The organism is Clostridium lacusfryxellense, assembly GCF_018861735.1.
Taxonomy (GTDB): domain Bacteria; phylum Bacillota; class Clostridia; order Clostridiales; family Clostridiaceae; genus Clostridium_AD; species Clostridium_AD lacusfryxellense.
In genome coordinates, this window is sequence record NZ_JAHLEB010000002.1 from 43933 (window position 1) to 69595 (window position 25663).

Annotated in this window: 33 protein-coding genes and 2 pseudogenes; 33 read left to right on the forward strand and 2 right to left on the reverse strand. The window is 33.9% G+C overall.

What is annotated here, in order from left to right; translation table 11 throughout:
• Positions 1-238: 238 nt before the first annotated feature.
• From KPL55_RS01795 to KPL55_RS01860, 14 genes and pseudogenes are all read left to right on the forward strand, one after another.
• Complete coding sequence (locus tag KPL55_RS01795) at positions 239-508, forward strand: hypothetical protein (RefSeq protein WP_216305001.1); 270 nt, start codon at positions 239-241, stop codon at positions 506-508.
• 83 nt (positions 509-591) lie between these two features.
• Positions 592-933: pseudogene (locus KPL55_RS01800) on the forward strand (methyl-accepting chemotaxis protein); the annotation flags it as partial.
• Between the two features lie 86 nt (positions 934-1019).
• A complete protein-coding gene (locus KPL55_RS01805; protein WP_216305002.1) occupies positions 1020-1202 on the forward strand; it encodes a hypothetical protein in 183 nt (60 codons plus the stop codon).
• Between the two features lie 134 nt (positions 1203-1336).
• Positions 1337-2098 (forward strand): SGNH/GDSL hydrolase family protein, encoded by a 762-nt coding sequence (locus KPL55_RS01810; protein WP_216305003.1) that lies wholly within the window; start codon positions 1337-1339, stop codon positions 2096-2098.
• A 16-nt stretch (positions 2099-2114) separates the two neighbouring features.
• Positions 2115-2717 carry an HAD family hydrolase gene (locus KPL55_RS01815; protein WP_216305004.1) on the forward strand — a complete coding sequence of 201 codons (603 nt, stop codon included), beginning with the start codon at positions 2115-2117 and terminating at the stop codon, positions 2715-2717.
• A gap of 21 nt (positions 2718-2738) precedes the next feature.
• Positions 2739-4571 carry a UbiD family decarboxylase gene (locus tag KPL55_RS01820; protein ID WP_216305005.1) on the forward strand — a complete coding sequence of 611 codons (1833 nt, stop codon included), beginning with the start codon at positions 2739-2741 and terminating at the stop codon, positions 4569-4571.
• Between the two features lie 57 nt (positions 4572-4628).
• Positions 4629-5039 (forward strand): hypothetical protein, encoded by a 411-nt coding sequence (locus KPL55_RS01825; protein WP_216305006.1) that lies wholly within the window; start codon positions 4629-4631, stop codon positions 5037-5039.
• 191 nt (positions 5040-5230) lie between these two features.
• Complete coding sequence (locus KPL55_RS01830) at positions 5231-6322, forward strand: ABC transporter permease (RefSeq protein WP_216305007.1); 1092 nt, start codon at positions 5231-5233, stop codon at positions 6320-6322.
• Complete coding sequence (locus tag KPL55_RS01835) at positions 6319-7011, forward strand: ABC transporter ATP-binding protein (protein ID WP_246599269.1); 693 nt, start codon at positions 6319-6321, stop codon at positions 7009-7011. Before KPL55_RS01830 ends, KPL55_RS01835 begins: the two co-directional genes overlap by 4 nt.
• A 19-nt stretch (positions 7012-7030) precedes the next feature.
• A complete protein-coding gene (locus KPL55_RS01840) occupies positions 7031-7699 on the forward strand; it encodes a response regulator transcription factor (RefSeq protein ID WP_216305008.1) in 669 nt (222 codons plus the stop codon).
• Between the two features lie 63 nt (positions 7700-7762).
• On the forward strand, positions 7763-8806 hold the full coding sequence (locus KPL55_RS01845; protein ID WP_246599270.1) for a HAMP domain-containing sensor histidine kinase: 1044 nt from the start codon (positions 7763-7765) through the stop codon (positions 8804-8806).
• A 23-nt stretch (positions 8807-8829) separates the two neighbouring features.
• The gene (locus KPL55_RS01850) at positions 8830-9303 is read left to right on the forward strand and encodes a GNAT family N-acetyltransferase (protein WP_216305010.1); all 474 of its coding nucleotides are present in this window, start codon (positions 8830-8832) and stop codon (positions 9301-9303) included.
• Positions 9304-9332: 29 nt separating this feature from the next.
• Entirely contained in the window at positions 9333-10247 is a 915-nt protein-coding gene (locus KPL55_RS01855) for a DMT family transporter (protein ID WP_216305011.1), read from the forward strand.
• Positions 10248-10770: 523 nt separating this feature from the next.
• A pseudogene (locus KPL55_RS01860) lies at positions 10771-10968 on the forward strand (DUF255 domain-containing protein); the annotation flags it as partial.
• 68 nt (positions 10969-11036) lie between these two features.
• On the opposite strand, the gene KPL55_RS01865 reads toward KPL55_RS01860, so the two are convergent.
• Positions 11037-12593, reverse strand: a complete 1557-nt coding sequence (locus tag KPL55_RS01865; RefSeq protein ID WP_216305012.1) for a recombinase family protein — start codon at positions 12591-12593, stop codon at positions 11037-11039.
• Positions 12594-12720: 127 nt separating this feature from the next.
• Here KPL55_RS01865 and KPL55_RS01870 point away from each other — a divergent pair, with 127 nt between their 5' ends.
• The 6 genes from KPL55_RS01870 (at position 12721) to KPL55_RS01885 (ending at position 16095) form a co-directional block, all read left to right on the forward strand.
• Entirely contained in the window at positions 12721-13026 is a 306-nt protein-coding gene (locus KPL55_RS01870) for a recombinase zinc beta ribbon domain-containing protein (RefSeq protein WP_216305013.1), read from the forward strand.
• A 257-nt stretch (positions 13027-13283) separates the two neighbouring features.
• Entirely contained in the window at positions 13284-13526 is a 243-nt protein-coding gene (locus KPL55_RS01875; RefSeq protein ID WP_216305014.1) for a hypothetical protein, read from the forward strand.
• A 435-nt stretch (positions 13527-13961) separates the two neighbouring features.
• Positions 13962-14090 carry a hypothetical protein gene (locus KPL55_RS26245; protein ID WP_281418789.1) on the forward strand — a complete coding sequence of 43 codons (129 nt, stop codon included), beginning with the start codon at positions 13962-13964 and terminating at the stop codon, positions 14088-14090.
• A 561-nt stretch (positions 14091-14651) separates the two neighbouring features.
• On the forward strand, positions 14652-14780 hold the full coding sequence (locus tag KPL55_RS26250) for a hypothetical protein (RefSeq protein WP_281418790.1): 129 nt from the start codon (positions 14652-14654) through the stop codon (positions 14778-14780).
• A 15-nt stretch (positions 14781-14795) separates the two neighbouring features.
• On the forward strand, positions 14796-15515 hold the full coding sequence (locus KPL55_RS01880) for a DUF6338 family protein (RefSeq protein ID WP_216305015.1): 720 nt from the start codon (positions 14796-14798) through the stop codon (positions 15513-15515).
• A gap of 85 nt (positions 15516-15600) precedes the next feature.
• The gene (locus tag KPL55_RS01885; protein ID WP_216305016.1) at positions 15601-16095 is read left to right on the forward strand and encodes a hypothetical protein; all 495 of its coding nucleotides are present in this window, start codon (positions 15601-15603) and stop codon (positions 16093-16095) included.
• An 18-nt stretch (positions 16096-16113) separates the two neighbouring features.
• On the opposite strand, the gene KPL55_RS01890 is transcribed toward KPL55_RS01885, so the two are convergent.
• Entirely contained in the window at positions 16114-17025 is a 912-nt protein-coding gene (locus KPL55_RS01890; RefSeq protein WP_216305017.1) for a hypothetical protein, read from the reverse strand.
• A gap of 1065 nt (positions 17026-18090) precedes the next feature.
• Between KPL55_RS01890 and KPL55_RS01895 the strand changes: the two genes are divergently transcribed.
• The 13 genes from KPL55_RS01895 (at position 18091) to KPL55_RS01955 (ending at position 25619) form a co-directional block, all read left to right on the forward strand.
• Positions 18091-18927, forward strand: coding sequence for an FxLYD domain-containing protein (locus KPL55_RS01895; RefSeq protein ID WP_216305018.1), 837 nt, complete (start codon positions 18091-18093; stop codon positions 18925-18927).
• A 225-nt stretch (positions 18928-19152) separates the two neighbouring features.
• Positions 19153-21285 carry a phage tail tape measure protein gene (locus KPL55_RS01900; protein ID WP_216305019.1) on the forward strand — a complete coding sequence of 711 codons (2133 nt, stop codon included), beginning with the start codon at positions 19153-19155 and terminating at the stop codon, positions 21283-21285.
• Positions 21286-21601: 316 nt separating this feature from the next.
• A complete protein-coding gene (locus KPL55_RS01905; RefSeq protein WP_216305020.1) occupies positions 21602-21814 on the forward strand; it encodes a hypothetical protein in 213 nt (70 codons plus the stop codon).
• Complete coding sequence (locus tag KPL55_RS01910; RefSeq protein WP_216305021.1) at positions 21807-22001, forward strand: hypothetical protein; 195 nt, start codon at positions 21807-21809, stop codon at positions 21999-22001. Before KPL55_RS01905 ends, KPL55_RS01910 begins: the two co-directional genes overlap by 8 nt.
• Position 22002: 1 nt before the next feature.
• A complete protein-coding gene (locus tag KPL55_RS01915) occupies positions 22003-22197 on the forward strand; it encodes a hypothetical protein (RefSeq protein ID WP_216305022.1) in 195 nt (64 codons plus the stop codon).
• Positions 22187-22450 (forward strand): hypothetical protein, encoded by a 264-nt coding sequence (locus KPL55_RS01920; RefSeq protein ID WP_216305023.1) that lies wholly within the window; start codon positions 22187-22189, stop codon positions 22448-22450. The genes KPL55_RS01915 and KPL55_RS01920 overlap by 11 nt, the downstream gene beginning before the upstream one ends.
• Before the next feature lie 18 nt (positions 22451-22468).
• The gene (locus KPL55_RS01925; protein ID WP_216305024.1) at positions 22469-22843 is read left to right on the forward strand and encodes a hypothetical protein; all 375 of its coding nucleotides are present in this window, start codon (positions 22469-22471) and stop codon (positions 22841-22843) included.
• 230 nt (positions 22844-23073) lie between these two features.
• Positions 23074-23382, forward strand: a complete 309-nt coding sequence (locus KPL55_RS01930) for a hypothetical protein (protein WP_216305025.1) — start codon at positions 23074-23076, stop codon at positions 23380-23382.
• Positions 23372-23521: a hypothetical protein gene (locus KPL55_RS01935; protein ID WP_216305026.1), complete on the forward strand. Its 150-nt coding sequence runs from the start codon at positions 23372-23374 to the stop codon at positions 23519-23521. The genes KPL55_RS01930 and KPL55_RS01935 overlap by 11 nt, the downstream gene beginning before the upstream one ends.
• 1 nt (position 23522) lies before the next feature.
• Positions 23523-24269 carry a hypothetical protein gene (locus tag KPL55_RS01940; RefSeq protein WP_216305027.1) on the forward strand — a complete coding sequence of 249 codons (747 nt, stop codon included), beginning with the start codon at positions 23523-23525 and terminating at the stop codon, positions 24267-24269.
• Between the two features lie 79 nt (positions 24270-24348).
• Positions 24349-24822, forward strand: a complete 474-nt coding sequence (locus tag KPL55_RS01945) for a hypothetical protein (protein ID WP_216305028.1) — start codon at positions 24349-24351, stop codon at positions 24820-24822.
• Between the two features lie 172 nt (positions 24823-24994).
• A complete protein-coding gene (locus tag KPL55_RS01950) occupies positions 24995-25171 on the forward strand; it encodes a hypothetical protein (RefSeq protein ID WP_216305029.1) in 177 nt (58 codons plus the stop codon).
• 166 nt (positions 25172-25337) lie between these two features.
• A complete protein-coding gene (locus KPL55_RS01955) occupies positions 25338-25619 on the forward strand; it encodes a hypothetical protein (RefSeq protein WP_216305030.1) in 282 nt (93 codons plus the stop codon).
• Positions 25620-25663: the final 44 nt, after the last annotated feature.

The window sequence follows — 25663 nt, forward strand, 5'->3', positions numbered from 1 at the left end:
TGTTGTACCCCCATTTATTAACACATATTGGTATAGAGTCCATTTATATAGTTTAAGCACAGTATAAAACATTTTTATTAGTACATACTATGATATTTTTCACTTAATTACATATTATCATATTTTGCATTATAATGACATATTTTATATAATGTTGTATTATATATATTAAATTTTTGTCGAAAATAACCGATATAATAATTATGAAAATTGTTTAATTTATGGGGGGGGTTATTCTATGTTTAATAATTTTAAAATTAGCTTAAAGTTAACCATTTTGATGTCTATTTTTATCATTGGATTTATTTTGTTTGGGGTTGTTTCTTATAAAACAATAACGAATATAAAGATAAATGGAAAAATGTATAATGAAATAGTTTTAGGAAAAGATCTTGTGGCAGATATTCTTCCACCGCCTGAATACATTATTGAATCATATCTAACAGCTCTTCAACTATCAAAAGAAACTGATAAGATTAAAATTGAGGAATTAATTAATTATGAATGACAGCTAAAAAAGGATTATGATATTCGTCACAAAGTCTGGGTAACAGGAGCTATATTGATAAAGTGGTAACGCTTGCCGATTCTATATTACAAATTGCATCGAAAACTAATCTTCTTGCACTCAATGCTGCGATAGAGGCTACAAGAGCTGGGGAAGAAGGAAAAGGTTTCGCTGTTGTTGCAGATGAAGTGAGAAAGTTGGCCGAGAACTCAAAAAATACTGTAAAAGAGATACAGAGGGTAACTATGGTGGTTGTTGCATCGGTGGAAAATCTGTCAGAAAGCTCTGCTGAGGTTTTAGCATTTATAGACAACCAGGTTGTTAAAGATTATGTGGCAATGCTCAAAACAGGGGAAGAATACAATAAAGATGCTGAATTTATTAATAATCTAGTTACTGATTTCAGTGCAAATGCGGAGGAACTTACTATAATGCAATTTTACTACTTAATTGAATATTAATTTTCTATAAGGTATAATGAAATATATTATAATGGTAAGGGGTGTATAAGATGACAGATAAACAAAAACTATTAATTTTATTAGATGATTTTGAATTAGGATATACTGATGAAGATAATAACATTGTACTTAGAGAAGGAAATGAGAATGTAATAGGACGTGGCGGCTACGGAGCTACATTTAAGTTCAAGGAAGATAATACTTTTGATGCATTAAAAATACATAAAGAATAAAGCAATAATAAGGTTATAACTAATTGACAGTTTAAACCTCAAGTTACTATGCTATTATAAACAATTAGAAGCTGAAATGCTTCTTTTTTATTTTTGGGAATAATTGTTATGTTATAATTAAAAGGGGAAAAAATATGAAACATAGAAACAAATTTATATATATATTAATGATAATCATTGTATTTGCGTTTGTAGTTGGTTTAGGTATGCATAATAGTAATCAATTAGTAAAAGCAAAGGTGAAAAAGACTCGAATTTCTAATATGAAACATATTGAAGAAAAAAAAGTAGTCAAGCAAAATGATAATAAATATAAGGATAAGACCTGGTACGCAATTGGTGATAGCATAACTTCTTTGAATAAATATCCATATTATTTAAAAGATATGATGTTATTAAAAAAATATGTAAATGATAGTATCATTGGTAGAAAAATGAGCACAATGGCTGATAGGGTGTCAACTACTAATTTAGCAAATATAGATTTTATTACTGTATTTGGTGGAACCAACGATTATGCTTGGAATACACCACTTGGTAATATAAATGATGATAAAACTGTTAATAGTTTTTATGGGAATTTACAAAAGGTAATTAATAAAATACAAAGTACAAATCCTAACGCTGAACTTGTTTTTATAACACCCACGAAGAGAGGGGAATTTGCAAAACAACCAGTTTATCCAAATGCTAATAGTGGAGGGTATCATTTAGAGGATTATGTACAGGCTATAAAAGATGTATCTAATAAAAATAATATTAAGGTTATTGATTTATTTAATTTAAGTGGTATTGATGAAACAAACTTAGATACATATACCTCAGATAATTTACATCCTAATGAAGCAGGATGTAAAAAAATTGACCAAGTTATAAAAACTGAATTAGAAAAATAAAAGGGGATATAAGAAGATGATTAAAAATATTGTTTTTGATTTAGGGAATGTGTTATTAAACTTTAATCCATTAGTATATCTTAATTCACAAATTTCTGACAAAGTAAAAGTTCAACAAATTTATGAAGAGATATTTAAAAGTAAAGAGTGGCTTATGCTCGATAGAGGCATAATTACAGAAGTAGAAGCAATAAAAGAAATATGTAATAGAAGTACAGATAATAGTGAGTTAATAAAGTTAGTAATGCACAATTGGTATCAATTACTCACACCTATTGAAGATACTGTAGAAATTTTAAAAGAACTAAAACATAAAGATTATAGGCTTTATTTTTTATCTAATTTTCATTTGTTAGCGTACGAAGATGTTACAAAACGATATGGATTCTTTAAATATTTTGATGGTGGGATCCTATCCTATAAGGAAAAGCTTATAAAACCTGGTAACGATATCTATAATAAATTAATAGAAAAATGCAAAATAAATCCAGAAGAAACTATTTTTATAGATGATACACTTGAAAATATTGAAAGTGCTATAAAGTTGAGATTTAAAGCAATACTTTTTATTAATTCAAATGATTTGCGTGAAAAATTAAAAGAATACAACGTATTTTAATATTAAATGAGGAGGAAAAGAATGTATCATAGTTTGGAAGAATGTATTCTTGATTTAGAGAAAGTTGGCCAATTGATTAGGGTGCATGAAGAAGTTGACCCGAATCTTGAGATGGCGGCTATACATATGAGAATTAATACAGCTGGTGGTCCTGCAATTTTATTTGAAAATGTTAAAGGCTCTAAATTTAGAGCGGTATCAAATTTATTCGGTACCATGGAGCGTAGTAAATTTATTTTTAGGAATACCTTAGAGTCAACAAAGGAAGTTATTGCGGTACGCAATAATCCAATGAGTATACTTAAAAATCCATTCAGACATATAAGTACTGGTTGGTCAGCTTCAAAAGCATTGCCCTTAAAAAAAGCGAATAATAAATTGCATGGGTTTAAAGAAATACAAATTTGTGATATTCCACTTATTCACCATTGGCCAGAAGATGGAGGGGCGTTTATTACTTTACCTCAAGTTTATACGGAAGATCCAGAAAAACCTGGCATTATGAATAGTAATTTAGGTATGTACCGTGTTCAGCTTAGTGGAAACGATTATAAAATGAACAAAGAAGTAGGACTACATTATCAAATTCATCGCGGAATTGGCGTTCATCAAGAAAAAGCAAACAAACTTGGGGCGGCGTTAAAAGTGAGTATCTTTATTGGAGGTCCTCCTGCTCATACACTAGCTGCAATAATGCCATTACCTGAGGGGCTAAGTGAAATGACCTTTGCTGGACTTCTTTCAGGTCGTAATTTTCGTTATTGCTATGTTGATGGTTATTGCATAAGTCTTGATGCTGATTTTGTCATTACAGGCGAGATTTATCCAGGTGAAACGAAATCAGAGGGTCCTTTTGGTGATCACATTGGGTATTATAGCCTTATTCATGAGTTTCCTTTAATGAGGGTTCATAAGGTATACGCAAAACCCGATGCGATCTGGCCATTTACAGTTGTAGGTCGTCCTCCTCAAGAGGATACTTTTTTCGGCGATATCGTTCATGAGTTAACAGGTAATGCAATAAGATATGAAATTCCTGGTGTTAAAGAAGTTCATGCTGTAGATGCAGCGGGAGTTCATCCATTGTTATTTGCCATAGGAAGTGAACGATATACACCATATCAAAAAATCAAACAACCAGCGGAGCTTCTCACCATTGCGAACCGAATTTTAGGAACAGGGCAAGTTAGTCTAGCTAAATATTTGTTTATAACGGCGCAAGAGAATCAGAAATTAGATACTCGTAAAGAGGTAGAATTCTTAACATATATACTTGAACGAATTGATCTACATCGTGACATTCATTTTCAAACAAATACAACAATTGATACGCTTGATTATTCGGGAACAGGTTTAAACACAGGTAGTAAAGTGGTAATTGCTGCGTGTGGTGATCAAAAAAGAGAACTGTGTAGTGATGTGCCTGGTCAGCTTACGGATTTATGTGGTTTTAAAAATCCTTGTTTAGTAATGAAAGGGATCGTCGCTATCGAAGGACCTACATTTTTAAGTTATGATGGAGCTCAAAATCAATTAGATGAATTATGCTCGCAAGTTAAAGCAAGAGGTGCCATGCCAACTTGTCCGCTAATTATCCTTTGTGATGACAGTTCATTTATGAACTACTCGCTTGAAAATTTTTTATGGGCTACATTTACGAGAAGTAACCCTTCACATGATATTTATGGTGTTAATAGCTACTATGAGAATAAGCACTGGGCTTGTGATAATATGATCATTGATGCAAGAACGAAACCTCACCATGCACCACAATTAGTTCCTGATCCACAGGTTGAAAAGAATATCGAACACTTTTTTACAAAGGGAGCAAGTTTATGCAAAGTTAAAGTATAATTAAGCCAAGTATATGGAAACCTTAGCGAGATGAAATATTAACGAGGAGTGAACAAAATGAGAAATTTTAGGAATAGGTTAGCGCAGTTCATGTATGGGAGGTATGGTACAGATCAACTGTATAATGCTTTAATTGCGACATATCTTGTTTTAATAGTTGCGAATGCTTTTATCAGTTCTGCTATTATTAGGATTTTGATGGCGGCTGTTCTCATCTTTACTATTTTTAGAACATTATCTCGAAATATTTACAAAAGACGTATGGAAAATGAAAAGTTCATGAAAATTTGGAAGCCTATTAAGTCGAAAGGTTCTTTAGAAATTCGAAGAATAAAAGAAATTAAAACACATCGTTTTCGTAAATGCCCACATTGCAAGAAGGTACTTCGTTTGCCACGAAGGAGGGGTAAGCATACCGTTCAATGTCCCTGTTGCAATAAAGAATTTGAACTGCGAATTTTAGGGTAAGTAATTTTATGGATGGTTCTTTACAAATGTTTATAAATTATAATTGAATTTATAACGGGGTTATCTTAATGATGCCCTGTTTTAGCATGTCTAAAATATAGTCATTATAATAAGAAAGTATTATTTGGTCATATTCAGGTCATATTAGAGAGTTATATTAGGAATATAAATAAACAAGAGGGGGTATATAAATGAAACTGGCGTGGAAAGAATTAAAACACAGTAAAGCAAAATATTTATTGATAGAAAGTATTATAATACTGATGATATTTATGGTTATATTTTTATCAGGACTTGCGAATGGACTAGCGAGGGCTGTAAGCGCATCAATTGAAAATGCGGACGCTAAACACTATGTAATTAGCAACGATGCGGAAAATTTAATTGGAACATCAAGTTTACCTACAGATGTTCTTAAGCAGGTATCTTCCATGACAACGGATAATGTAACAAATTTGGATATTCAGAGGACAAGCTTAACTGCCGATGGAAATGACAAAAAATTAGATGTTACATATTTTGCTATAGACCCGAATGGATTTCTCTCACCTCATATTACACAAGGGAAAGCAATGTCCAATTCGGGCACTGAGTATAACATAGTTTTGAATGATTCTTTTAACGATGACAGTATTGCTGTTGGAGATGTAGTCGAGGATTCCTCATCAGGAATTAAAATGACAGTTGCAGGGTTTACGAGGGATGAAATGTATGGACATTCACCAGTGGGGTTTATTTCGACGGAAACCTATTCCGCAATCAATATTAAATTGAACCCATCATTTTCAGAAAAATATAAAGCAATTGCTATTCAAGGATCAGATATCGATAACATTAGGATAACTGGAGCGAGTGTGGTTGATAAAGATACTATTGTTGATAATCTACCTGGATATCAAGCCGAACAGCTTACGATAAATATGATTCTTTGGGTACTTGTGGTTATTTCAGCTGCAATACTAGGTGTATTTTTCTATGTAATAACAATTCAAAAATTAAAACAGTTTGGTATACTAAAAGCAATCGGCATTAGAATGAGTGAACTTACAAGTATGATTATAGCTCAGGTACTGATACTTGCATTATTTGGGGTTGTAATTGGTAATTTTCTGGCATTTGGTATGGCATCTATGCTTCCAAGCAGTATGCCATTTCACTTGGAGATACCAATTGTAATTATAATATCGGTAGTTTTTATTGTAATTACCCTATTTACCAGTTTACTTTCTATAAGAAAGGTTGCAAAGATTGATCCAATCATTATAATAGGAGGTAATGAATGATGAAAAATGAATATGCAATACAACTTAATAATATATCAAAAAAATATCAGGATGGTGAGCAGGAGAATCTAGTATTAAATAATATTTCCCTTAAAGTAAAACCAGGGGAATTTGTTGCAATTGTTGGACCATCGGGTTGTGGCAAAAGTACCTTTCTTTCAATTTCTGGGGCATTGCTTTCACCTACTGATGGTAGTGTTATCATTGGAGATACTGAGCTTTGCAAAAAAGAAAGTAGGAAACTTACAAAAATACGTAGGGAGAAAATCGGTTTTATTTTCCAAAATCATTATTTGCTACCATATTTGACCTCTGAGGAACAGCTTCAGCTCGTAATTGATCTAAATAAGAAAAATAAGAAACTTGATATGAATGCGAAGGAAATGTTAGATGATTTAGGACTTTCTGATTGTGCAAATAAATACCCGGATAAAATGTCAGGTGGTGAAAAGCAAAGAGTGGCAATCGCGAGAGCATTTATGAATAACCCCGATGTTATCCTTGCAGATGAACCCACCGCAAGTTTGGATGGTGTCCGTGGCAGGCAAGTAGTGGAAATGATCAAAAAAGAAGTAATCAAACATAATAAGGCAGCCATCATGGTAACTCATGATGAAAGAGTTTTAGATCTTGTGGATGTTGTTTATCGATTAGAAAATGGAGTATTAAAAAGAGAAGATAATTATTAATTAGGGATAGGGTGAGAGAATGTTTTCTGTATTAGTTGTTGAAGATGATGAAATTATTAATAAGATGATATGTGTAAAACTAAGGCAAGACGCCTATCGTACATTTGTCGCATTTGACGGAGTACAGGCTTTAGAGGTTTTAGACAGAGAACATATAGATCTTATTATCAGTGATATTATGATGCCTAATATGGATGGCTATAAGCTAACACGCGCCCTTCGTAATGTAGGATATACAATTCCGATTCTTATGGTAACAGCGAAAAGTCAGATGGATGATATGGAAAAAGGTTTTATAGCTGGAACAGATGACTATATGATTAAGCCAATTAATATGAAAGAGATGGTGCTACGTGTTAAAGCACTCCTTAGGCGGGCTCAAATCGCAAATGAAAAAAAGCTTGTAATTGGCAGTACCATCCTTGATTATGATGCTCTGACGATAAAAACGAAAGAGGAAGAATTCGAAATGCCACCCAAAGAGTTTTATCTCCTCTTTAAACTACTTAGTAACCCAAACAAGATTTTTACAAGACAGGATTTAATGGATGAATTATGGGGAATGGACACCGAAGTGGATGACCGTACTGTAGATTCACATATTAAGAAACTAAGAAGAAAATTTGAAAATACTACTGATTTTCATATAATTACCATTCGAGGACTGGGGTATAAGGCAAAAATATAGTGGAAAGGAATTGATGATTCAATGAATGATGAACCTCGCAGTAGAATACGGATGTCTCTGCGTTTGAAAATAGCATTTGCATCGATTATTACATTATGTTCATCATGTTGTTTTGCATGTATTCTGGTGGTGATGGGTTTTTATTTTCTGTATGATAAACCAATAACAATTGCAGTTGCAATAGTAATGTGCCTTATTGTATGCATTTTTACCATGATTTTTGGTGGTATATCTTTGTGGCATGAAGCACTATATGTAACGAATCCTATTATAAGAATCAGTGAAGGCGTAAAAAAAGTTTCGGATGGAGATTTTTCAGTACAACTACAACACTGGAAAAGGAATATGGGAAAACGAAAAAGTACATACACTGATGAGATAGATGAACTTGCTAATAATTTTAATAAAATGGCAGGTGAATTAAATGGAATGAATTATATGCGAAAAGATTTTATGAGTAATGTATCTCATGAAATTAAGACGCCTGTTGCTGCGATTACAGGATTCTCTGAAATGCTGTTGGATGGGGGGCTTGATGAAGAGGAGCAGAAGGAGTATCTTACCTATCTAAATCAAGAATCGTTAAGACTATCAAGGTTGTGTGACAATATGCTTCAAATGTCCAGACTTGATAATCAGATTATTATGGATAAGAAGCAGGAATTTATGGTGGATGAACAACTGAGACGTTGTATTATTTCTCTGAGAGAAAAATGGTATCAAAAAGAGATTAATTTCGACCTGCGACTTGAAAAATCAAGTATCATATGTGACTATGATTTATTATTTCAAATATGGACAAATTTAATTGATAATGCCATAAAATATTCAGAGCGAGAATGTACAATTTGGATTACAGCAAATACTGAAAGTGATTTTCTGAGAGTTTCAATTAGAGATGAAGGTATAGGAATCCCAACGGAAAAACAGAGCAAAATATATGATGAGTTTTATCAGTGTGACGAATCACACAAGAAACAGGGCAGTGGACTTGGGCTCGCAATTGTAAGCAGGATAATTGAACTACTGAATGGATCAATCTCCCATTATAGTGATGAGGGCACGGGAACAGAAGTCACAGTAATGATACCGGTGAAACCAGTATAAAATGTGAGTATGGAAGTGATAAAATGATAAGGCAGATAGAAAGAGATGAGATTACAGTATGTGTACAAGTAATTAGAAAAAGTTTCGGAACGGTAGCACAAGAATTTAGTCTTACAAAAGAGAATTGTCCAGGGAATGCATGTTTTATGAAAGTTGAAAAATTATATAAGCAGTATGATGAAGGTAGAGCAATGTTTGCTTATCTTGATAGTGGTACCATTGTGGGTTATTTCTCGCTTAGTCAGAATGATGGGGGAAGTTTTGAACTGAATAATCTTGCTGTATTGGTAGAATATCGCCATAAAGGTTATGGCAGAGAAATGATTGCTTTTGCAATGGATAAAGTCAGAGAATTGGGAAGTAATAAAATGACTATTGGATTAATTGAAGAAAGTACGAAATTAAAAAATTGGTACAGTGGGTTAGGATTTATACATACAGGTACAAGAAAGTACAAACATTTACCTTTCACAGTGGGATTCATGAAAATTTATTAGGAGGGCCTAGTTGAAAAGGGGATGATAAAATGAATAATAAAAGAGTGGGTTCCAATATGCTCTTATTACTAACTGCGGCTATATGGGGATTTGCATTTGTTGCACAAAGAGTAGGGTCCCAATATGTAGGAGCCTTTACCTTCAATGGGATAAGATTTGCTATTGGAGGTATTTCTCTCATACCCTTAATTATTTATTTCGATAAAAGAAAGAAAGGCGATAGCAGTAATCAGAGTAAGGTTCAAGTAAATACTAAAAAACTAATATTACAAGGTGGGTTGGTTGGTATTGCCCTTTACGCAGCTGCAACGCTACAGCAAATTGGTCTTATTTATACAACAGCTGGAAAGGCGAGCTTTATTACAGGGCTTTATATGGTTTTTGTACCAATTATAGGAATATTATTGAAGCATAAAATTGAAAAAAATTCGTGGATTGGAGTATTAATTGCAGTTGTTGGGCTTTACCTATTAAGCGTAAATGAAAATTTTAGTATAGGTTATGGTGACTTACTTGAGGTTATAGGAGCTATATTCTGGGCTATACACATTTTAACAATAGATTATTTTTCTAATAAGATGGATGCTTTGAAATTATCTTGTGTTCAATTTGCAACATGCTCAATATTAAGCCTAATATCAGCCTTAATATTTGAACAAATTAGCATGAAAGGGATATCACAGGCTTTAGTTCCAATACTTTACGGTGGTCTTTTATCAGTTAGTGTAGCATATACCCTTCAAGTTGTTGCACAAAAGAATACCAAGCCAGCTCATGCTGCTATCATATTAAGCATGGAATCAGTATTTGGTGCTATAGGTGGTGCACTTATACTTGGAGAGAGTATGAGTAGTAGAGGATATATAGGTTGTACTCTTATACTTGTAGGAATACTTGTATCACAAATTAGATATTGGCCAAACAAACCTAAAAGTAAAATTTAATCCATATATAATTTTAGGGCACATATAAAGAAGTAAATGTTACTTTTTTTTCTTTGGACCTGTTAGTCTTAGAAAAATATATCCAATAATACAAACAACTGTATTTATTATTAAATATGGTAAACTGTTAGATGGACTATCCATAGTTGTGAGTATATATATTGTAATATTATGTTATAATATGAATTGCAAAGGGGGAGATTATAATGCAATTTTGTTCATCTTGTAATCAGAATGTAAGAGCCGAGAAAAAATTTAGTATAGGATGGTTTCTTATCAACTGTTTTTGGGTTATCGGAGGTGGAGTCTATCTTCTATATTGGATGTTCCTAAAAGGAAAAAGTTGTCCGATATGTGGAAATAAGAACCTACATAACCACCGGTAAAGAAATTATAATTAAATATTTATAATGAGAAAGCTATTAACATTTGTTGATGGCTTTTTTTTGAAATTCTTGGTATTATTTATATTACGTTAACAAATAATAAGTATATGATAATATAACAAAAAGGAGAGATCTTTATGACTACACCAGAAACTATTAAACAAAGTGGAAAACCTAACAGACTTATACATGAGAAAAGTCCTTATTTGCTTCAACACGCTCATAATCCTGTGGAATGGTTTGCGTGGGGCGAAGAAGCTTTTACTAAAGCAAAAGAAGAAGATAAACCAATATTCCTATCAATTGGCTATTCTACTTGTCATTGGTGTCATGTTAGCTACATGAACCAAGCTAAACTAAGACACCAGTGATATTTCCTAGAGCAGTAGAAACTTTTAAGTCCCTATAGAAAATTTACTTCTACCACATAATCATCTTTTTTTCTATCCCAGATGATATGAGATACTACCCTTTTATACAGTTCATTAATTTCCTTGGGGGTAAGATTTTCTTGTGCAATTTCTTCTATAAATTTATCAATAAGTAGTAGCCTTTCAGTGCTGGTAACTTTTGCATTGCTATTTAATTTTAGTTGATAGAGAGTGAGTTTTGTTTCGGCTTCATCAAGTAATGTTTTTAAATCTGATTTTCTTTTTATAGCTTCAGGCAGAGTATAGTATTCGTCCTCAACTAATTCGTCAATTCTAATCATTTTCTTCTCTAACTTAGCTATTTCAGTTAATATCATTTTGATTTCTCTTAGTACACTGTCATTTTCGCCACCATCCTTTTTCGAATTTTCCTTAAGTTCTTGCCTTTTCTTATCAAGTTGTATCATTATTTGTTCATGTACAATAGTGGAATCTGAGCCACTGTTACCACATTTATTTCCTACAGCGTCGTGATACCAACATGGCTTTATATATTCCTGTGATTTCCTGTCAGCCCTGTAGTTCATAACCATAGTATGACCACATCTTGAACACTTCAATAATCCTGATAATGGGAAGATTCTAGTGCCTTTTCTTCTAGGAGTCTTTGTTTCCCTTCCAAAGAACAGTAGCAGTTTATTATGTTCTTCCTGTGTTTTTACAGCTTCATGGCAGTTCTCCACTATTACCCATTTGTCTTTGCTAAAGTGTACCAAATCTTTACTGTCCTTACTTCTCTTTTCAGCGTGACCATCTCCAGCAGATTTGTTTGAAATTATCTTACCCATATGAGTTTCATCAACAAGTATCCTCTGAATTGTAGCACCATGCCAGCGACCACCTCTTGGGGAAAGGCTTCCTTTTCTATTCAGTTCCCATGCAATCTCGTTAGGTGTTATTCCATCTACAATTACTTTTTCAAGCATAGTACGGTAAGTAGTATATTTTTCTCTGTTTACAACTAAGCCTTTATCCTTTTTAAATAATTCTCTGCTATTTTCGTCATACCACTCTTGATACACATATGGATAAGGTGGAGTACCGTTTGTCCAGTCACCTCTGCGAGAACCCTGCTTCTTACCTCTTTTAAGACGTTTCTTAATTTGCTTATATTCTGCCCTCGCAATAAACCCTTCAAAGTCTGAGTACATATCGTCACCATCATCTTCAAGGTCATATACCTTGTTAGGTGTCACAATTAATGTGCCAGAGCGTCTAAGTATATTCTTTATACGAGCCTGTTCTTCTCCATCTCCACGACTTAATCTATCAATGTCTATTACAACAACTGCGTCATACATTTCATTTTCTACATCTTTTAATAGCTGTATCATCTGAGGTCTGCTGACTATACTGTCAGAAGAACCTATTTCGCCATATTCTGTATATCGCCAGTTCTTAATTAGACAGAGTTCTTCAAGTGCAGTTCTGTGTTTCTGCAAATCTTCATCTACACCTCTTGATTTACGCAAATAAATTGCCACGTCTTTTATAATATTCTTCGTCTGTTCAGTTGAGATTGTAGGCATGTAGGTTGCCCTCCTTTTGAATTATGTAGTTGAGTGATATACATTTATATGCTATAGTATATGTAGTCCTAAATGGATTATATCAGATGTCGCCCTAAATATCAATATAAAAATAGAAGGTGAAAAAATGAATTATAATTATCTGTTTTCTAAGTTAATAAAATGCTATTGTGGTGCAAATTATCGTGGAAAGTTAGAACGTAAAGTACCCTCTTACATATGCTCGAATTACAGCAATTATAGAAGTTGTACAAGAAGAAAAGTGAAGGAAGAGTTATTAGTGTATCATGTAGAAAAGTTCTGCAAAGAGCACGATTTTATATTTGAGAAAAATATCTATTTTATACAGGATATCGTTGAAATTATAACAGTTGATGAAGAAGGCTCTACCATTATTAAATATAAAAACGGAGAAGAGCAAAACATAAGTTAAAGATTATTTTATATTAGAGAAATCTTAATAACATAATCATAAAAAAATACCAAAATTTCTATATCAAAATCAAATTATAGTGGACAATTACTCTCAATGTAAAAGTGGTCATTTCAAATAACGTAATTGAGTTACAAACGAGTTACCTAAAGGCGTTATAACGTTATTGCGTTACAAAAATAAAGGTTTACAAAACTGTTTCCATAGGATATAATTCCCACATGAAACGATAGATGACATGAAAGAGTGGGAAGTAAATGGAAAAGAATAAAAAGAAGGAAAATAAAGTAGAAAAGGTTAGTGAGCAAACAATACTCTCTTTTGAAAAAGAGACAAATGTTAAGGCGACTACAATACTTGTACAAGCTACAGGTACTAAGGAATTATACACAAAATTTCAAGACAAATGCGTGGATTACGAGTGGAAAATGGATATAGTTTTAATTAAACTTATAGAAGCGTGGGTAAATGAAAAAAGAAATGTAGAAGAAGAGATTTGAGGTAGAAGTAATCCAATATTAGAATTAGTAGCAGAATTTCTTTAGTTGAATTACATTTAAGGGGACAGTTCAGAGGCAGTGTGGGGGTGTCTGTTAGGAGCTGTTAAGAACTGTAAGGCACTGTTAAGGACTGGTACAAACACAAGCTGTATAGAAAGTATACTAGAGTTGATAATGACTGGAATACAGTAATGACACTGGATGGGGTGGGATGGGAGTAGCTTCCTCCGTTGGGTGGTTAATACAATTTAGTAAATAAAAGTAAACAAATAAAAGTTTAATCAATGTAAACAAAAGTAAATAAATATAGAATAAATTATCAGTAAATAACTGTATAAAACTTTAATATAAATTAACTGTAAACAAATGTAAAACAAATATAAAATAACTTAAATAAATTATAGTGATAAACTGTAAGGATATGACAGAGAGTATGTGCCAGCAGTAGGGACAGGCTGTGCGTACAGTTATGAGTACAGATTACTGAGTACACTAGAGGGTAGTGGTAGCCATAGGTGGGGAGTGTACCCAGAAGTTAACATTAACGGGGACAGAACGCAATAACACTGCCCTATACTGTACAAAAACAGGGGGGCTGTATAACAAGGGGGTGCCAGTGGTGCCTATTGTTATTAACAGTGCCTTAGAGTGGCTTACAACGTGTCCCTACATTATGATGGTCTTACAGTAGATAGAGATAGGGGGGGCTATTAAAAAATGGGGGCATACTGTAAATAGACATATATTTACTTCCAAATAAAGGTGTATATATAAGTGAACATTCAATATAATTTTTGTTATGTTGAATGGTTTTACTGCATTAATTAACATCTTATTACAGGGAATTAGCTACATTGACAAACTAAGTTAATTGTGGATGACATTATACCTCACTGGGATATATCTGTACCAACTGTTATATACTGGATATGCTAGTATACACCAGCAATTCAAAGCTTTAACGTGATGAAGTGTATGTAACTGTAATTGATGGAAGTTTATAGATGTATCTTACAGGGTAGATATCTTTAAGCTATAAGGCAGTATCTAACAGCTAGATAAAGTATACTACAGTATGGTATAATATATGGAAATGACACGAAATAATGTATAGGGGGTAATAATATGGAGAATAACAGACCAATACCAAAGACAATTAAAAGTCCTCATAAGGAAGTAAGAGACTCAGGGGTCACTCGAAATGAAAATACTAGAGATATTTCACCACCACCACCACCAAAGAAGAGGGCTTAATAGGGGGATACATAAATGGAATTTAAAGATATTGTTACTTTGATTCCTCAGCTATTGATATTATTTATACCAGGATATATAGCTCTTACTATAAGTAGTAATTACAGGCAAGATTATAAGATAGATGATAAAAAACTAGTTGTATTAAGCGTTTTATATAGTTTTATAATTGACACCTCATTGAGATTTATTATTTTTATATTAAAATTCATTTATTTCTCGATTGCGACTTGGAAATCTTTTAGTACTATATCTGTGTATAGAGATAGTATTGCTATTAACAAAAGTAGCTTATTTTATATTATAGGTATGCTAGTATTGGGAGTAATGACATCATGGATTCTTACAAGATGTTCCTCTTTTAAAATCTCTCTCTGGATTAATAAGTTTTTATTTAAATCAAATCTTTTACCTTGTTCAGTTGTATGGAATAAGGCATTGGAGTGTGATGACAATTGGGTGAAAATTTATTTGAAGGATGAAAATGTACTTTACTATGGTAAGATAGATATGTTTTCATCTAATCCCAATGACAATAGAAGAGAAGTTTATTTGATAAATTATATCTCTTATTATCTTGATACACTTGATGAAATAGATAATTATAGTGATACTACTAATAGTAAATTGAATACTACTAAGGTTGATAATAATAAAGTAGGTGTTTGGATTAATACTGATACCGTTAAAAGAATAGAAATATTCAGACCACCAGAAAAAAAGGTAGTACCATAATAGTACTGCCTTTTCCTTTGCACATAGTTGTTTGAATTAAAAACGTACAAACATTAATAAAAAATACAGTAAAGGTGGAGAGATCATGTCAATTGGTGGTATTTTAAACTCTATACATCCAGAAATAGCTTTTTCAGGCTGGGCAGTAGCTCTAATTGGACTGATATTAACAGCTCTATTAGCTCCTATATTGAAGGGGTTATATAAATACATTGTGTCTTATAAAATTATTAAAAGAATCGAATATGAGGACTTAATAAAAATTAAAAATAGTGTAGTGAATTTTAAAATTGGATTAGAATATAATCAGGAATTCGGTATTTACATAGACAAGGAAAGGAATGAAAAGTTTTGTCCAACATGTCTAACTGATAAAGGAAAAAAGAATCATTTGAGTGAAGAAACTACTCAATTTGGTGATAAATATAAATGTCCAGTATGCAATCAGTTTTTTAATAATAAAGAATATCGGGATAGGGTTGAAGCTAAACGTGCACAGGTTGAAGCTAAACGAGCACAGGTTCAAGCTATGAAGAACAAAAGGATGAATGATATCTTAAAGCTGAATAAAAGGAGTTAATCTGATATGTATCTATGATTAAACTTTCTTAGAGGCGTTTTTAAAGTATATATCTAAGTTTCCAAACATTATCTCGCCAGTAACATCCATATTCCTTCTGTAAAATACTGGGTTAACTAAGATTGATTTCTTGTTCTTTTCTCCATACGCATTAAAGGATATAGCCATAGGAACTCTGTATAGACCGTCTTTAAACTTGTACTCTATTTTAAATTTAAGATACTTCTCTACAGTCTTTACAGTAAGCCCGAGATTATCAGCTAGTTCTGTAATAGATAGAGCATTTTCAACATCATCAGAGCCATTAACGTCTTTAACGAGCCTACAGTTATTATAAGGAAGGTAAGGTATCAACATATATAAGAAACCTAACTGGTCCAGCTTTACATTGCCACCATTGAAGGCTGTTACTATACCTCTGTTCTGTATTCTTACGATTTTATCTAAGCCAGCTGGGAGTTTTCCTCGTAAATGGAAGCGAGAGTTTACTTTAAATATCTGATTCCCTTTTGTTCCCTCTACAGATATTAACTCACTAACTTTTAGACAGCTAAGAATCTTCTTAAAGTTCTCAGAGGATACTTTTAACAGGCTTATTATTTCTGCTCTTGTTAACATTGGTTTATCCTTTGCTCCAGCCATTTTCTTAAGGAATCCATCAGTATCCAAGTAAGGCAACAGTACTAACAATGCACCTAAAGAAGTTAGAGTAACCTTTTCAGTTACCAGCAACTCTTTCACGTTATCCTGAATGGCGAATGTAAACTGATTATTACCGTTTTCTCTCCATTTAATTTGGTGGATTGACTGTTTTTTATGTACGATTGAGTAGTCACCTTGATTATATACATACCCTGTAGGAACTGTTATTACCTCACCTGTACTTCTGTCTACCAAGTCTGTATATCTACTATCATTATTGTTTTCCATATCACATTACCTCCTGATTTTAGTTAAGAACCTTAGTCCTACAACTTTATAGCCAGTTATTGAGGTCTAAAACAACCTATAAGCGTGAATATTTTACATTAACAGATAGATAGGCTGGATATAGAGGGTGTTACAGCCTTAACCACAGCTTCATACAGTCATTGTCAGAGAGTTGCACGCTTTTTATAAATACACTTGGCTTCTCTTTACCTCTCTTTACCTCTCTTTACTGGTATTACAGCTATTATCAGGACTAACAGTGTAAGAGTATTAGAGGTGGGGGCAGAACGACTGCTCTACTCTCTCTATTATTGTGAAACTGTATAAGATTATTATGTATGGTTTTAAAATTGGTAGACAGGTTATCGTAACGGAGTGGAGATAGCATGGATACGTGCTGATTTTACGCTCACAGCGTAAACGGGATTCCCGTAAGGGAAACCGATAACTGTTACTGTTCTCTCTCTCTTTTCTCTATTGACTGTATAAGGGCAAGTTTATAATAACTAATAAGGAATGTCACCTAAAAAACACGCTCTAGACCAGTGATAGCCTCATTATAGCCTTAATTATTGGGGTACAGGATTACGAGTTTAGAGGCACTTAGGGGTAAAATATTACGAGTTTAGAATTGGACATATTTCAATTACAACATTTGTATCTCTTTGTACCGAAAATCAGTACATACTGAACACAGTCATATCAACAGTCCTTTAACACAGCAACGTGCCTTTGTACTAATTTCTAGTACGTAACGCTTATATACTATAATTACTACTTATATTATTAACTGTTATGTCATAGGTTTTAGTACAAAGGGTTAGCATAAGGGAAAGTAAAGCAGACAAGAACAGTATTCCGTTCAGGTAACTGTAATTCCCATAGCTAACTTTTCAGTTATGACATTAGCCAGTACCCTAGTTTCACAAGTCTATGTAGGCACAATACAGTAAGCACCTCTTATAACAGATATAAGTAATAGTTTTACAGAAGATATATATATTGAGTTTATTGATAAACAATGGTATATTATAATCGGAATAATAAACAATAGGGGGACTACATATGAGTAAAATTAGTAAAATGGTAAACTGTAAGGCGTGTGATAAGGAGATAGCTAAAGGTGTTAAAAAATGTGTACATTGTGGCAAGGATCAGAGAAGTTTCTTTAAGCAACATAAGTTTTTAACTTTTGTATTAGCAATTATTGTTGTAGTAGGATTAAGTAAAGCTATGGGAGGTGGAGGTAGTACCACTGGAGATACTGCGACAGCTACAGGCACAGCAGATGGAACTGCTAAAACAGCTTCAACTGCTAAAACAGCTTCAACTACTCCTGAAGTAAAAAAGGATGATATTAGTTTCTCAAATATTCTTGTAACTTCAAATAGTGGAACGACTACTGTAAATGGCGAAGCAAAAAGTAATGATGGTCAAAAACATTCATTTACTATAAAAGTAAGCTTCTATGATAAAACTAAAAAACTTCTTGGAACAGCCATGGGTACAATAAATGATTTACAGCCTACGGATACAAAGATTTTTACTGCAATGGCTACTGAAGACTTTACTAAATCTGCTAGCTATAAAGTTGAAGTAGATACAATGGTTCAATCTTCAGCACCAGATAAAGCTTCTGTGCTTACCTTCTCAAATTTAGTATCTAAGGGTCAATCAGGAACTACTATTGTAGATGGTGAAGTTAAGAACGTGGACACAAAAGAACATAGCTTTACTTTAGTGATTGGTTTTTACGACAAAGGTGGTAAATTAATTGGAACAGCAGTGGGTGCAATGAATAACCTTGGAGCAGGTGCAACTAAGACATATACTGCAATGTCAGTAGGTGACTTTAGTAAGGCTTCAAAAACTAAAATCCAAGTTGATTCATTAGTACAATAAGACTCAGAAACAAAATGTAGATATATATAATATGAAGACATTAACTTTTAACAGAGTTAGTGTCTTTTTTATTTTGGAACATAAATTTAATATATATCTGTAAATAGTTGTTTTTAGCAGTCCCACAAGAGTAGAAAGTTGAAGAGAAGTGTTGTTTTAACTGTACTTTAATGGCAGATGGGCAGACACTCCTACTAAACTTGAAAATCGAGGGGATTGATATAAATGAGTGACGGTGTAGAAATAGTAGTTACAGCAGATACCACAGGGGCTACAAGAGCCTTAGATAGTCTGCACAGTAGTATGCAAGGTGTGGAAAATAGTATCAACACAACACATGGTAAACTAGCTGGATTTGGTGATAAACTTAAAACGTTAGGTGGTACTATGTCTAAGATTGGAGCAGTAGCAACTGTAGCAATCACAGCACCCTTAATTGCAATGGGTAAGAAGGTATTGGATGTTGGTTCAGAAATGAAAGCCTTCCATAGTACCTTTAGCACAGTGCTAGGTGACTTAGAAGCAGAAGCTAAAAACTGGTCAAAGAACGTGAGCAAAGAAGTGGGATTAAATCCTGACATTCTTGACAAAACTAACTTACAATTTATTAACATGGCTAAATCTATGGGTATGAGTACAGCAGAAGCACTAGCTTTCGGTGAGAAAATGACAAGGCTTACTCTGGATACCGCTGCCTTTAATGATATTCCAATTGCAGAAGCAGCAGATAGAATGGCTTCAGGACTTCGAGGAGAAGGCGATGCTGTAGAAAAGCTCGGAATCTACATGGGTGAAGCTAATCTTAAGGCACAGATGTTATCGCAAGGGCTTAAAGGAAACTACGCAGACTTATCCTCAGCTGAGAAAGCTAATGTACTGTATAACTTAGGACTAAAACAGACAAAGGACGCTCTAGGACAGGCTGGAAGGGAATCTGACTCATACCAAAATAAGCTGGCTAATGTGGGGAACTCCATGGCACTTTTATCTGAGAAGCTATTCTTAATTGTAGAGCCAGCAGTAATATCTGTAATGGAAAAGATAACAGGACTAATAGAGAAGTTTTCTGCTCTTGATACTGGTACACAGAAGACTGGGCTTATATTAGCTGGTGTTGCACTAGTACTTCCACCATTAATTCTAGGACTGGGCTTGTTAATATCAGCAATCGGAACAATAGCTGGTGCTTTTGCTACAGTAATTCCCTTCATTAAGGGTGTTGGTAGTGCTTTTCAGTCTCTACAGATTATGGCTCTATATGTTGGTGACGCAATAGTAGCTGTGGCTGGTTTCATTGGTGTATCGGTAGGTGCTTTGATAGCGATCGTAGTCGGAATAGTAGTTGCAGTAGTGTTAGTTATAAAATACTGGGACGAGATAAAAGCCTTCACTATTAAAGCATGGACATCAATAGTAAGCTTCTTAAAAGGCTGTCTCAATGGATTTCTAACATTCTTCACAGGAATATTTGATAAGGTAAAAAGTGTTATTACTACAAGGGTGCTTCCTGTGCTTCAATCTATTGGCAGTGCTTTCAAATATGTGTTCAAAGATATAATTAGTCCTATTCTACAGTACTTCATAGGATTTTTTACGGCAGTTGGACAACTAGTTGTTTGGGTAGTTACACAAGTTATAGGAGGGGCTATTAAAGGGCTGGGTACTGTGTTTACGTGGTTATACAATGTAGCAGTTAAGCCTGTTCTCAACGGTATTAAATCAGCCTTTACGTCTCTACAAACTGCTCTAATTCCTGTAATTAACGCTATAAAATCAGCTTGGAGTTCTTTTGCCAACAGTATTAGAAGTGTATGGAATTCTGTTGGAACTCCTATCCTAAATGGTATTAAAACTGGAGTATCTACACTTGGTACAGCTTGGGGAAAGACTTGGGATACAGCTAAGACTAAGTTCAGTTCATTCGTATCAGGAATTAAGCAGTTATGGGCTGGAATAAAAACAGCTTTCAAACTTCCTCATATCAGTATCACAGGAAGCTGGAACTTGACTCCACCGAATATTTCAGCACCTAAGATGGGAGTTTCTTGGCACGCTAAAGGTGGCATATTTTCTTCGCCAACGCTCTTAGGAGACGGTTCAAATGGTGTAGGAGAAGGTTCATCGCCAGAGGCAGTTATACCTCTTAGCCAACATGTACTGGGTTCTATAGGTACTGCCATTGCCCGTTTTATGCCTGATAATGTTGGTGATGAAAGTGGTTCAGGTGGCAACATTACGAATAACTACAATATCACAGCAACTATTCGTGAAGAAGCAGACGTTAAGAAGTTAGCTGTAAAATTATATAGTCTTCAAGAAAGTAATAGAAGGGGCAGAGGGTTAAGTCTACAAGTTTAATTAAACAGTAGTAGTACAGTAATAGGACAGTAGTAGCTGAAGATAGGGGGAAAGTTTCCTTGTCCTTTGGCTACTTTCTTTTTTATACCCTTTTACAGATAAGTGCATAGACATAGTCACAAAAATAATTCCACCATCCCTACATGATAACTGTAAATATAATTAAATACCTAGTTGTAATCGTGGCTATCAAACGGCTTTAAAGTGAAGGCAAGTAAGCAGTAGTAATCCCTTTACCCGAAGACAAACTATTGCTTATCTGTTTTTTTAGTTAAGAAGGCTAATAAATTAAACAAAGTATTGGGGGTTATATAGTATGACATTAAACATGATAGAAAAGCTACTAATTTTTAAGTATAAGTACGACATGAATAGTATAGCGTTAGCACAGGAACTAGGGATAAGCCCAGTTTATTTGTGCCAAGTGTTAAAAGGAAGACGAAAACTCTCAGACAAAATGATTAATAGGGTGGAGATACTGTTTGTACGTTTCAATTTCTGTAATGAAGGGGGAAGCTACTGTGACTAAAAAGGCACTACAAGTCGTTAATACTGTCACTGGTTCGACATGGTTGTTTGATGGGCTGAGAAATGCAGAAGAGGAACTTCACATTACTTCAAGATATATCTCGGATTTTTGCACAGGGAAGAGAGATTTTTACAATAACAAATATGTTTTTAGTTTTATAGCAAAAGAGACAGAGAGGGGAAATTAATATGATAACTGATAAAAATGTTACTGAGACATTAAAAGAAATTTCAGAGTCTATAGCAGAATTTAAAGCCCAAAGTGATAAAAATACAGCTGAATTATTAGGAGTGCTTGCAGATATGAAAATAAAAGTAGCTAAAGTAACTCTGACAGGAATCGAGATTTCTTTTGGCAGTGGAGGTAAAGACCATGATAAATAATATAGCAAAGACAGGAGCCAAGAATGGCACACAAATGCTAAAGGATGTTATTACAGATACACTCCTAAAGTTCAGCACAGAGAGGAAGCTGGAAGTATCCTCAAAGGAAGCTGATAAGTTTGTTAAGACCGTGTACAAGGAACTACTTGTTAAGATAACTATAGATAAGGTTAAAAAGGAAATTGAAGCTGAAATACAGAGACAGGAGCAAATACAGTCACACAGACAAATACAGTCACATTCACAGAGATAAATAAGAGGGGGTACTGTAATGATGAAAAGCAAAGAGGATTTAAGGGCTGAGTACGAGGAAGGTAATAGCAGAAGTAACGAACCTGAAGCTGAATTGTCAGACCAAGAAATGGTGTCATTTTTCCGTAAGATATCAGAAGGCTATTACACAGACTCAGAAAGTGAGATAAGTTCTTTTACACACGATGGATTCGCAATGGGTGTGGTCTATTGCTACGGTGCTTTAGGCAAAGGGGAACTGCCAGATTACATCAAAAACATAAGAGTCCTAGCAGTTAAATCTTTCGAGAATACTATGTTAAAATTCCCAGACTATACTGCTCCACAAGAGTTTTACATTGGTTATATGAATGGATATTGCTACGGTTACGAAATTTACTGTAATAGCTTATAACAGGTTGTAACTGGATGTGTTGGTGACTTTAGAGTATAGGTAGCAGTCGTCACCTGTTACTTCATTTTACATTGATATTTACATTTGAATCTATATAGAGTAACCAGAAAGAACAGTGTCTTCCCAACACTAATCTCTGGTTACTTTCTCCTTTTACTTAAAATTGTACACTTAATTACCTTTTTTAACATAGAAATCACAGTCAAATATAACACGAAGGAGATAATAAAATGAATGATATACAATTTAGTGCAGACATTATATCAGTTTTACCTGTTTACCTTGGAAGTACATGGCAGAAGCTTATCGAGGAATCAGACTTTCCATTTCAAAAGACGTTCGTTTATAACGTAATCAACGGTCGAGCAAACATTAGCAGTAACTTAAACATAGAACTTAACCAGTTATACACAGATTTAAACTTGGATTACTCAGACATGGAAGAATTATATTTACTCGTAGATAGTATAAACACAGGAAGTGCAAAGCTTAAGCAATACAAACTGAAGAAACACAGGGGGAATAGCAATGGCAACTAAGACTGTTAAAAATAAAGTTCAAAAGGGAAAGGTAGCACAACAGTATAAAAAGATATTTGAAGGTGCTAGGCAATCAGATAATGTTATACCATCCCCATTAAAAACTACAAAGACCACAAAATACAAAGGAGGAAAATAACATGAAAATAGGTAAACAGGAATTATTTAACACTGAGGAAATTAACACTTATATCGGCAAATTCGAAGGAAAGATAAATGAATGTAACACTAAGATTGAGCAATTAAAATCAAGTATAGAGCAGTCAGAATTTGATGTTGATCTGGCTATCGAGCGTGATATCCTAGAAGGCTCTGCAAGTTCAAAGAAGGAACTCGGAAATATTTCAGCACGAAACTCCAACGCAGAATCACAGTTGGAAATAGAACTTAAGAAGTTAACAAAGATACGTGAGATTATGCAAGGTGGTTTACAAAAGATGGTACCAGAAGCTTCTCGTCAACTCCAAGAGGACTTAAATACTTATAACGCTACTGTGGAAAAAGAGGCGTACAGACAGCTTGGCAAACTTCGAGACAAACAGTCAGAGCTACTCTTGTCACTTCAGGTGGCTCACGATTCTATTATCAATGATATCTTTGCTTATAACGACATATGTAATTTTGCTGGGATAAAACAGTATGAAAAGACTGCTACAAATGAACTCTTTCACCAGAACCTTTTCATGCCTCACCGAAATTACGCTCAATACGGATCACCTTTACTGAACTGCCACAGCCTACCATATATAGAAGAACATCTAATGAGAGACCGTGCCAATTCAAATGCTCAATTTAACATATATAAATCAAAGGAAGATATGGAACAGCTTCCACTTCCAAAAGAGTACAAAGATATTGATTTACAGGATTTCTTAGATAAGTTATAGGACACAGACAAAGACTGACAGGACAGGGGCTTAAGCTTCTTTTCCTGTCTCTTTAACTGTATAGAGAGGGGTTATATTAATGTTAAACAAAAATGAAAACCAGGAAATACTCGACAGCCTTGAAGATAGGCAACTTATTGTATACGATGAAGATGGTCAAGCAGTTAAGACAGATTCCTCAAAGCACTTCCAAATGAACGAGGTTTGTGCCTTAATGTTACCCATGGTGATAGAAGATGTCTCAATTTCTAACAGAGAACTATCTCGCAGACTTTTGATTGATCACAGAACAATATCGAAGTACAGGAACTCAGACACCTTTCTACGTATGCTGGCAATCTACACCAATAAAAAAGTTGTGGGAATAAGAATGTTAGCGTTGGATCGGTTGGAGAAGCTACTGTTGGATAAGAAACAGAATCCTAATACTATTGTCAAAGCTGTGGCTCTTGCACTTTCTCACAGCGAACGTCTGGCAGAGATCGCCATGTCAGCTAAGAGTGAAAGACCTGTATCCATCGCTGATATACTCAAGGAAATAGAATCAATGTAGGCATAACTGTAGGCAGACCGAAGGCATAACTGTAGGCACAGGAAGTAATAGGAGGAGGAGCGATGACTTGACAAGTCTTTTGTTCCTTCTCTTTTTTATATCTTTTATGTCACAACTTAATTCTTTTCCATACATGAATTTTAGAAAGTAAAACGATTGTGGGGGATTAGTAATGGAAGTTGCAAGAGGACAGTATACATATGAGAAAACTGAGGAAAGAATGATAAATGGCAGAATGAGCAGAATAACTGTGAGAGCGAATACACCATCACAAACAGCACTAAAGAGATATGCAGAAACAATGACAAGAGTAGTAAAAGAGATAGAACAAAGAGAGAACAGAGGATAAATTCCTTCTACTCTCTTTTTTTATGCTTTGTGACTTTAAGCATTATGAAATGAGTTATTGATGTTTTTTTAAACTTGAGGTAATATATTTTAAGGGGAGTAGTTTATAATATGATTAGGATACTCAACTAGTCTTAAAGACTTTGACATGAGGGGAGACAATGAGGATGAAAGAAAAGAAAGTTTCAAATTTAATAGTAGCCAAGGATGGACGTTATAAAATTGAAGGAACTGAAATATATTACAACTGCGAAGATACGATTATTCTTTGCATTAATAATAATACTATGGAATTTATTCAAGGTGTAGTTAAATATAATGCATATTACAAAAATGGTTATTATGCTGAATATAGTGTTAAAACTTATGGAAGTAATGATATATTTATAATGTCTTCTGGTTCACTTGTTGAGTATGAAATAGAAGAAATAAGCTATACAACTAAATAACTTAATACACTGTTAAAAGTTGCTTACAGCCACTACTCAAAACA

What these genes read in the sequence shown, in the direction of transcription:
- KPL55_RS01830 (WP_216305007.1), top strand. Translation starts at nt 5,231, where the DNA reads ATGAAACTGGCGTGGAAAGAATTAAAACACAGTAAAGCAAAATATTTA.
- KPL55_RS01940 (WP_216305027.1), top strand. Translation starts at nt 23,523, where the DNA reads ATGAAAATAGGTAAACAGGAATTATTTAACACTGAGGAAATTAACACT.
- KPL55_RS01850 (WP_216305010.1), top strand. Translation starts at nt 8,830, where the DNA reads ATGATAAGGCAGATAGAAAGAGATGAGATTACAGTATGTGTACAAGTA.
- KPL55_RS01925 (WP_216305024.1), top strand. Translation starts at nt 22,469, where the DNA reads ATGATGAAAAGCAAAGAGGATTTAAGGGCTGAGTACGAGGAAGGTAAT.
- KPL55_RS01900 (WP_216305019.1), top strand. Translation starts at nt 19,153, where the DNA reads ATGAGTGACGGTGTAGAAATAGTAGTTACAGCAGATACCACAGGGGCT.
- KPL55_RS01875 (WP_216305014.1), top strand. Translation starts at nt 13,284, where the DNA reads ATGGAAAAGAATAAAAAGAAGGAAAATAAAGTAGAAAAGGTTAGTGAG.
- KPL55_RS01915 (WP_216305022.1), top strand. Translation starts at nt 22,003, where the DNA reads ATGATAACTGATAAAAATGTTACTGAGACATTAAAAGAAATTTCAGAG.
- KPL55_RS01825 (WP_216305006.1), top strand. Translation starts at nt 4,629, where the DNA reads ATGAGAAATTTTAGGAATAGGTTAGCGCAGTTCATGTATGGGAGGTAT.
- KPL55_RS01930 (WP_216305025.1), top strand. Translation starts at nt 23,074, where the DNA reads ATGAATGATATACAATTTAGTGCAGACATTATATCAGTTTTACCTGTT.
- KPL55_RS01890 (WP_216305017.1), bottom strand. Translation starts at nt 17,025, where the DNA reads ATGGAAAACAATAATGATAGTAGATATACAGACTTGGTAGACAGAAGT.
- KPL55_RS01815 (WP_216305004.1), top strand. Translation starts at nt 2,115, where the DNA reads ATGATTAAAAATATTGTTTTTGATTTAGGGAATGTGTTATTAAACTTT.
- KPL55_RS01905 (WP_216305020.1), top strand. Translation starts at nt 21,602, where the DNA reads ATGACATTAAACATGATAGAAAAGCTACTAATTTTTAAGTATAAGTAC.
- KPL55_RS01950 (WP_216305029.1), top strand. Translation starts at nt 24,995, where the DNA reads ATGGAAGTTGCAAGAGGACAGTATACATATGAGAAAACTGAGGAAAGA.
- KPL55_RS01865 (WP_216305012.1), bottom strand. Translation starts at nt 12,593, where the DNA reads ATGCCTACAATCTCAACTGAACAGACGAAGAATATTATAAAAGACGTG.
- KPL55_RS01935 (WP_216305026.1), top strand. Translation starts at nt 23,372, where the DNA reads ATGGCAACTAAGACTGTTAAAAATAAAGTTCAAAAGGGAAAGGTAGCA.
- KPL55_RS01855 (WP_216305011.1), top strand. Translation starts at nt 9,333, where the DNA reads ATGAATAATAAAAGAGTGGGTTCCAATATGCTCTTATTACTAACTGCG.
- KPL55_RS01945 (WP_216305028.1), top strand. Translation starts at nt 24,349, where the DNA reads ATGTTAAACAAAAATGAAAACCAGGAAATACTCGACAGCCTTGAAGAT.
- KPL55_RS01880 (WP_216305015.1), top strand. Translation starts at nt 14,796, where the DNA reads ATGGAATTTAAAGATATTGTTACTTTGATTCCTCAGCTATTGATATTA.
- KPL55_RS01870 (WP_216305013.1), top strand. Translation starts at nt 12,721, where the DNA reads ATGAATTATAATTATCTGTTTTCTAAGTTAATAAAATGCTATTGTGGT.
- KPL55_RS26250 (WP_281418790.1), top strand. Translation starts at nt 14,652, where the DNA reads ATGGAGAATAACAGACCAATACCAAAGACAATTAAAAGTCCTCATAAG.
- KPL55_RS01820 (WP_216305005.1), top strand. Translation starts at nt 2,739, where the DNA reads ATGTATCATAGTTTGGAAGAATGTATTCTTGATTTAGAGAAAGTTGGC.
- KPL55_RS01920 (WP_216305023.1), top strand. Translation starts at nt 22,187, where the DNA reads ATGATAAATAATATAGCAAAGACAGGAGCCAAGAATGGCACACAAATG.
- KPL55_RS01895 (WP_216305018.1), top strand. Translation starts at nt 18,091, where the DNA reads ATGAGTAAAATTAGTAAAATGGTAAACTGTAAGGCGTGTGATAAGGAG.
- KPL55_RS01805 (WP_216305002.1), top strand. Translation starts at nt 1,020, where the DNA reads ATGACAGATAAACAAAAACTATTAATTTTATTAGATGATTTTGAATTA.
- KPL55_RS01835 (WP_246599269.1), top strand. Translation starts at nt 6,319, where the DNA reads ATGATGAAAAATGAATATGCAATACAACTTAATAATATATCAAAAAAA.
- KPL55_RS01885 (WP_216305016.1), top strand. Translation starts at nt 15,601, where the DNA reads ATGTCAATTGGTGGTATTTTAAACTCTATACATCCAGAAATAGCTTTT.
- KPL55_RS01810 (WP_216305003.1), top strand. Translation starts at nt 1,337, where the DNA reads ATGAAACATAGAAACAAATTTATATATATATTAATGATAATCATTGTA.
- KPL55_RS01840 (WP_216305008.1), top strand. Translation starts at nt 7,031, where the DNA reads ATGTTTTCTGTATTAGTTGTTGAAGATGATGAAATTATTAATAAGATG.
- KPL55_RS01955 (WP_216305030.1), top strand. Translation starts at nt 25,338, where the DNA reads ATGAAAGAAAAGAAAGTTTCAAATTTAATAGTAGCCAAGGATGGACGT.
- KPL55_RS01795 (WP_216305001.1), top strand. Translation starts at nt 239, where the DNA reads ATGTTTAATAATTTTAAAATTAGCTTAAAGTTAACCATTTTGATGTCT.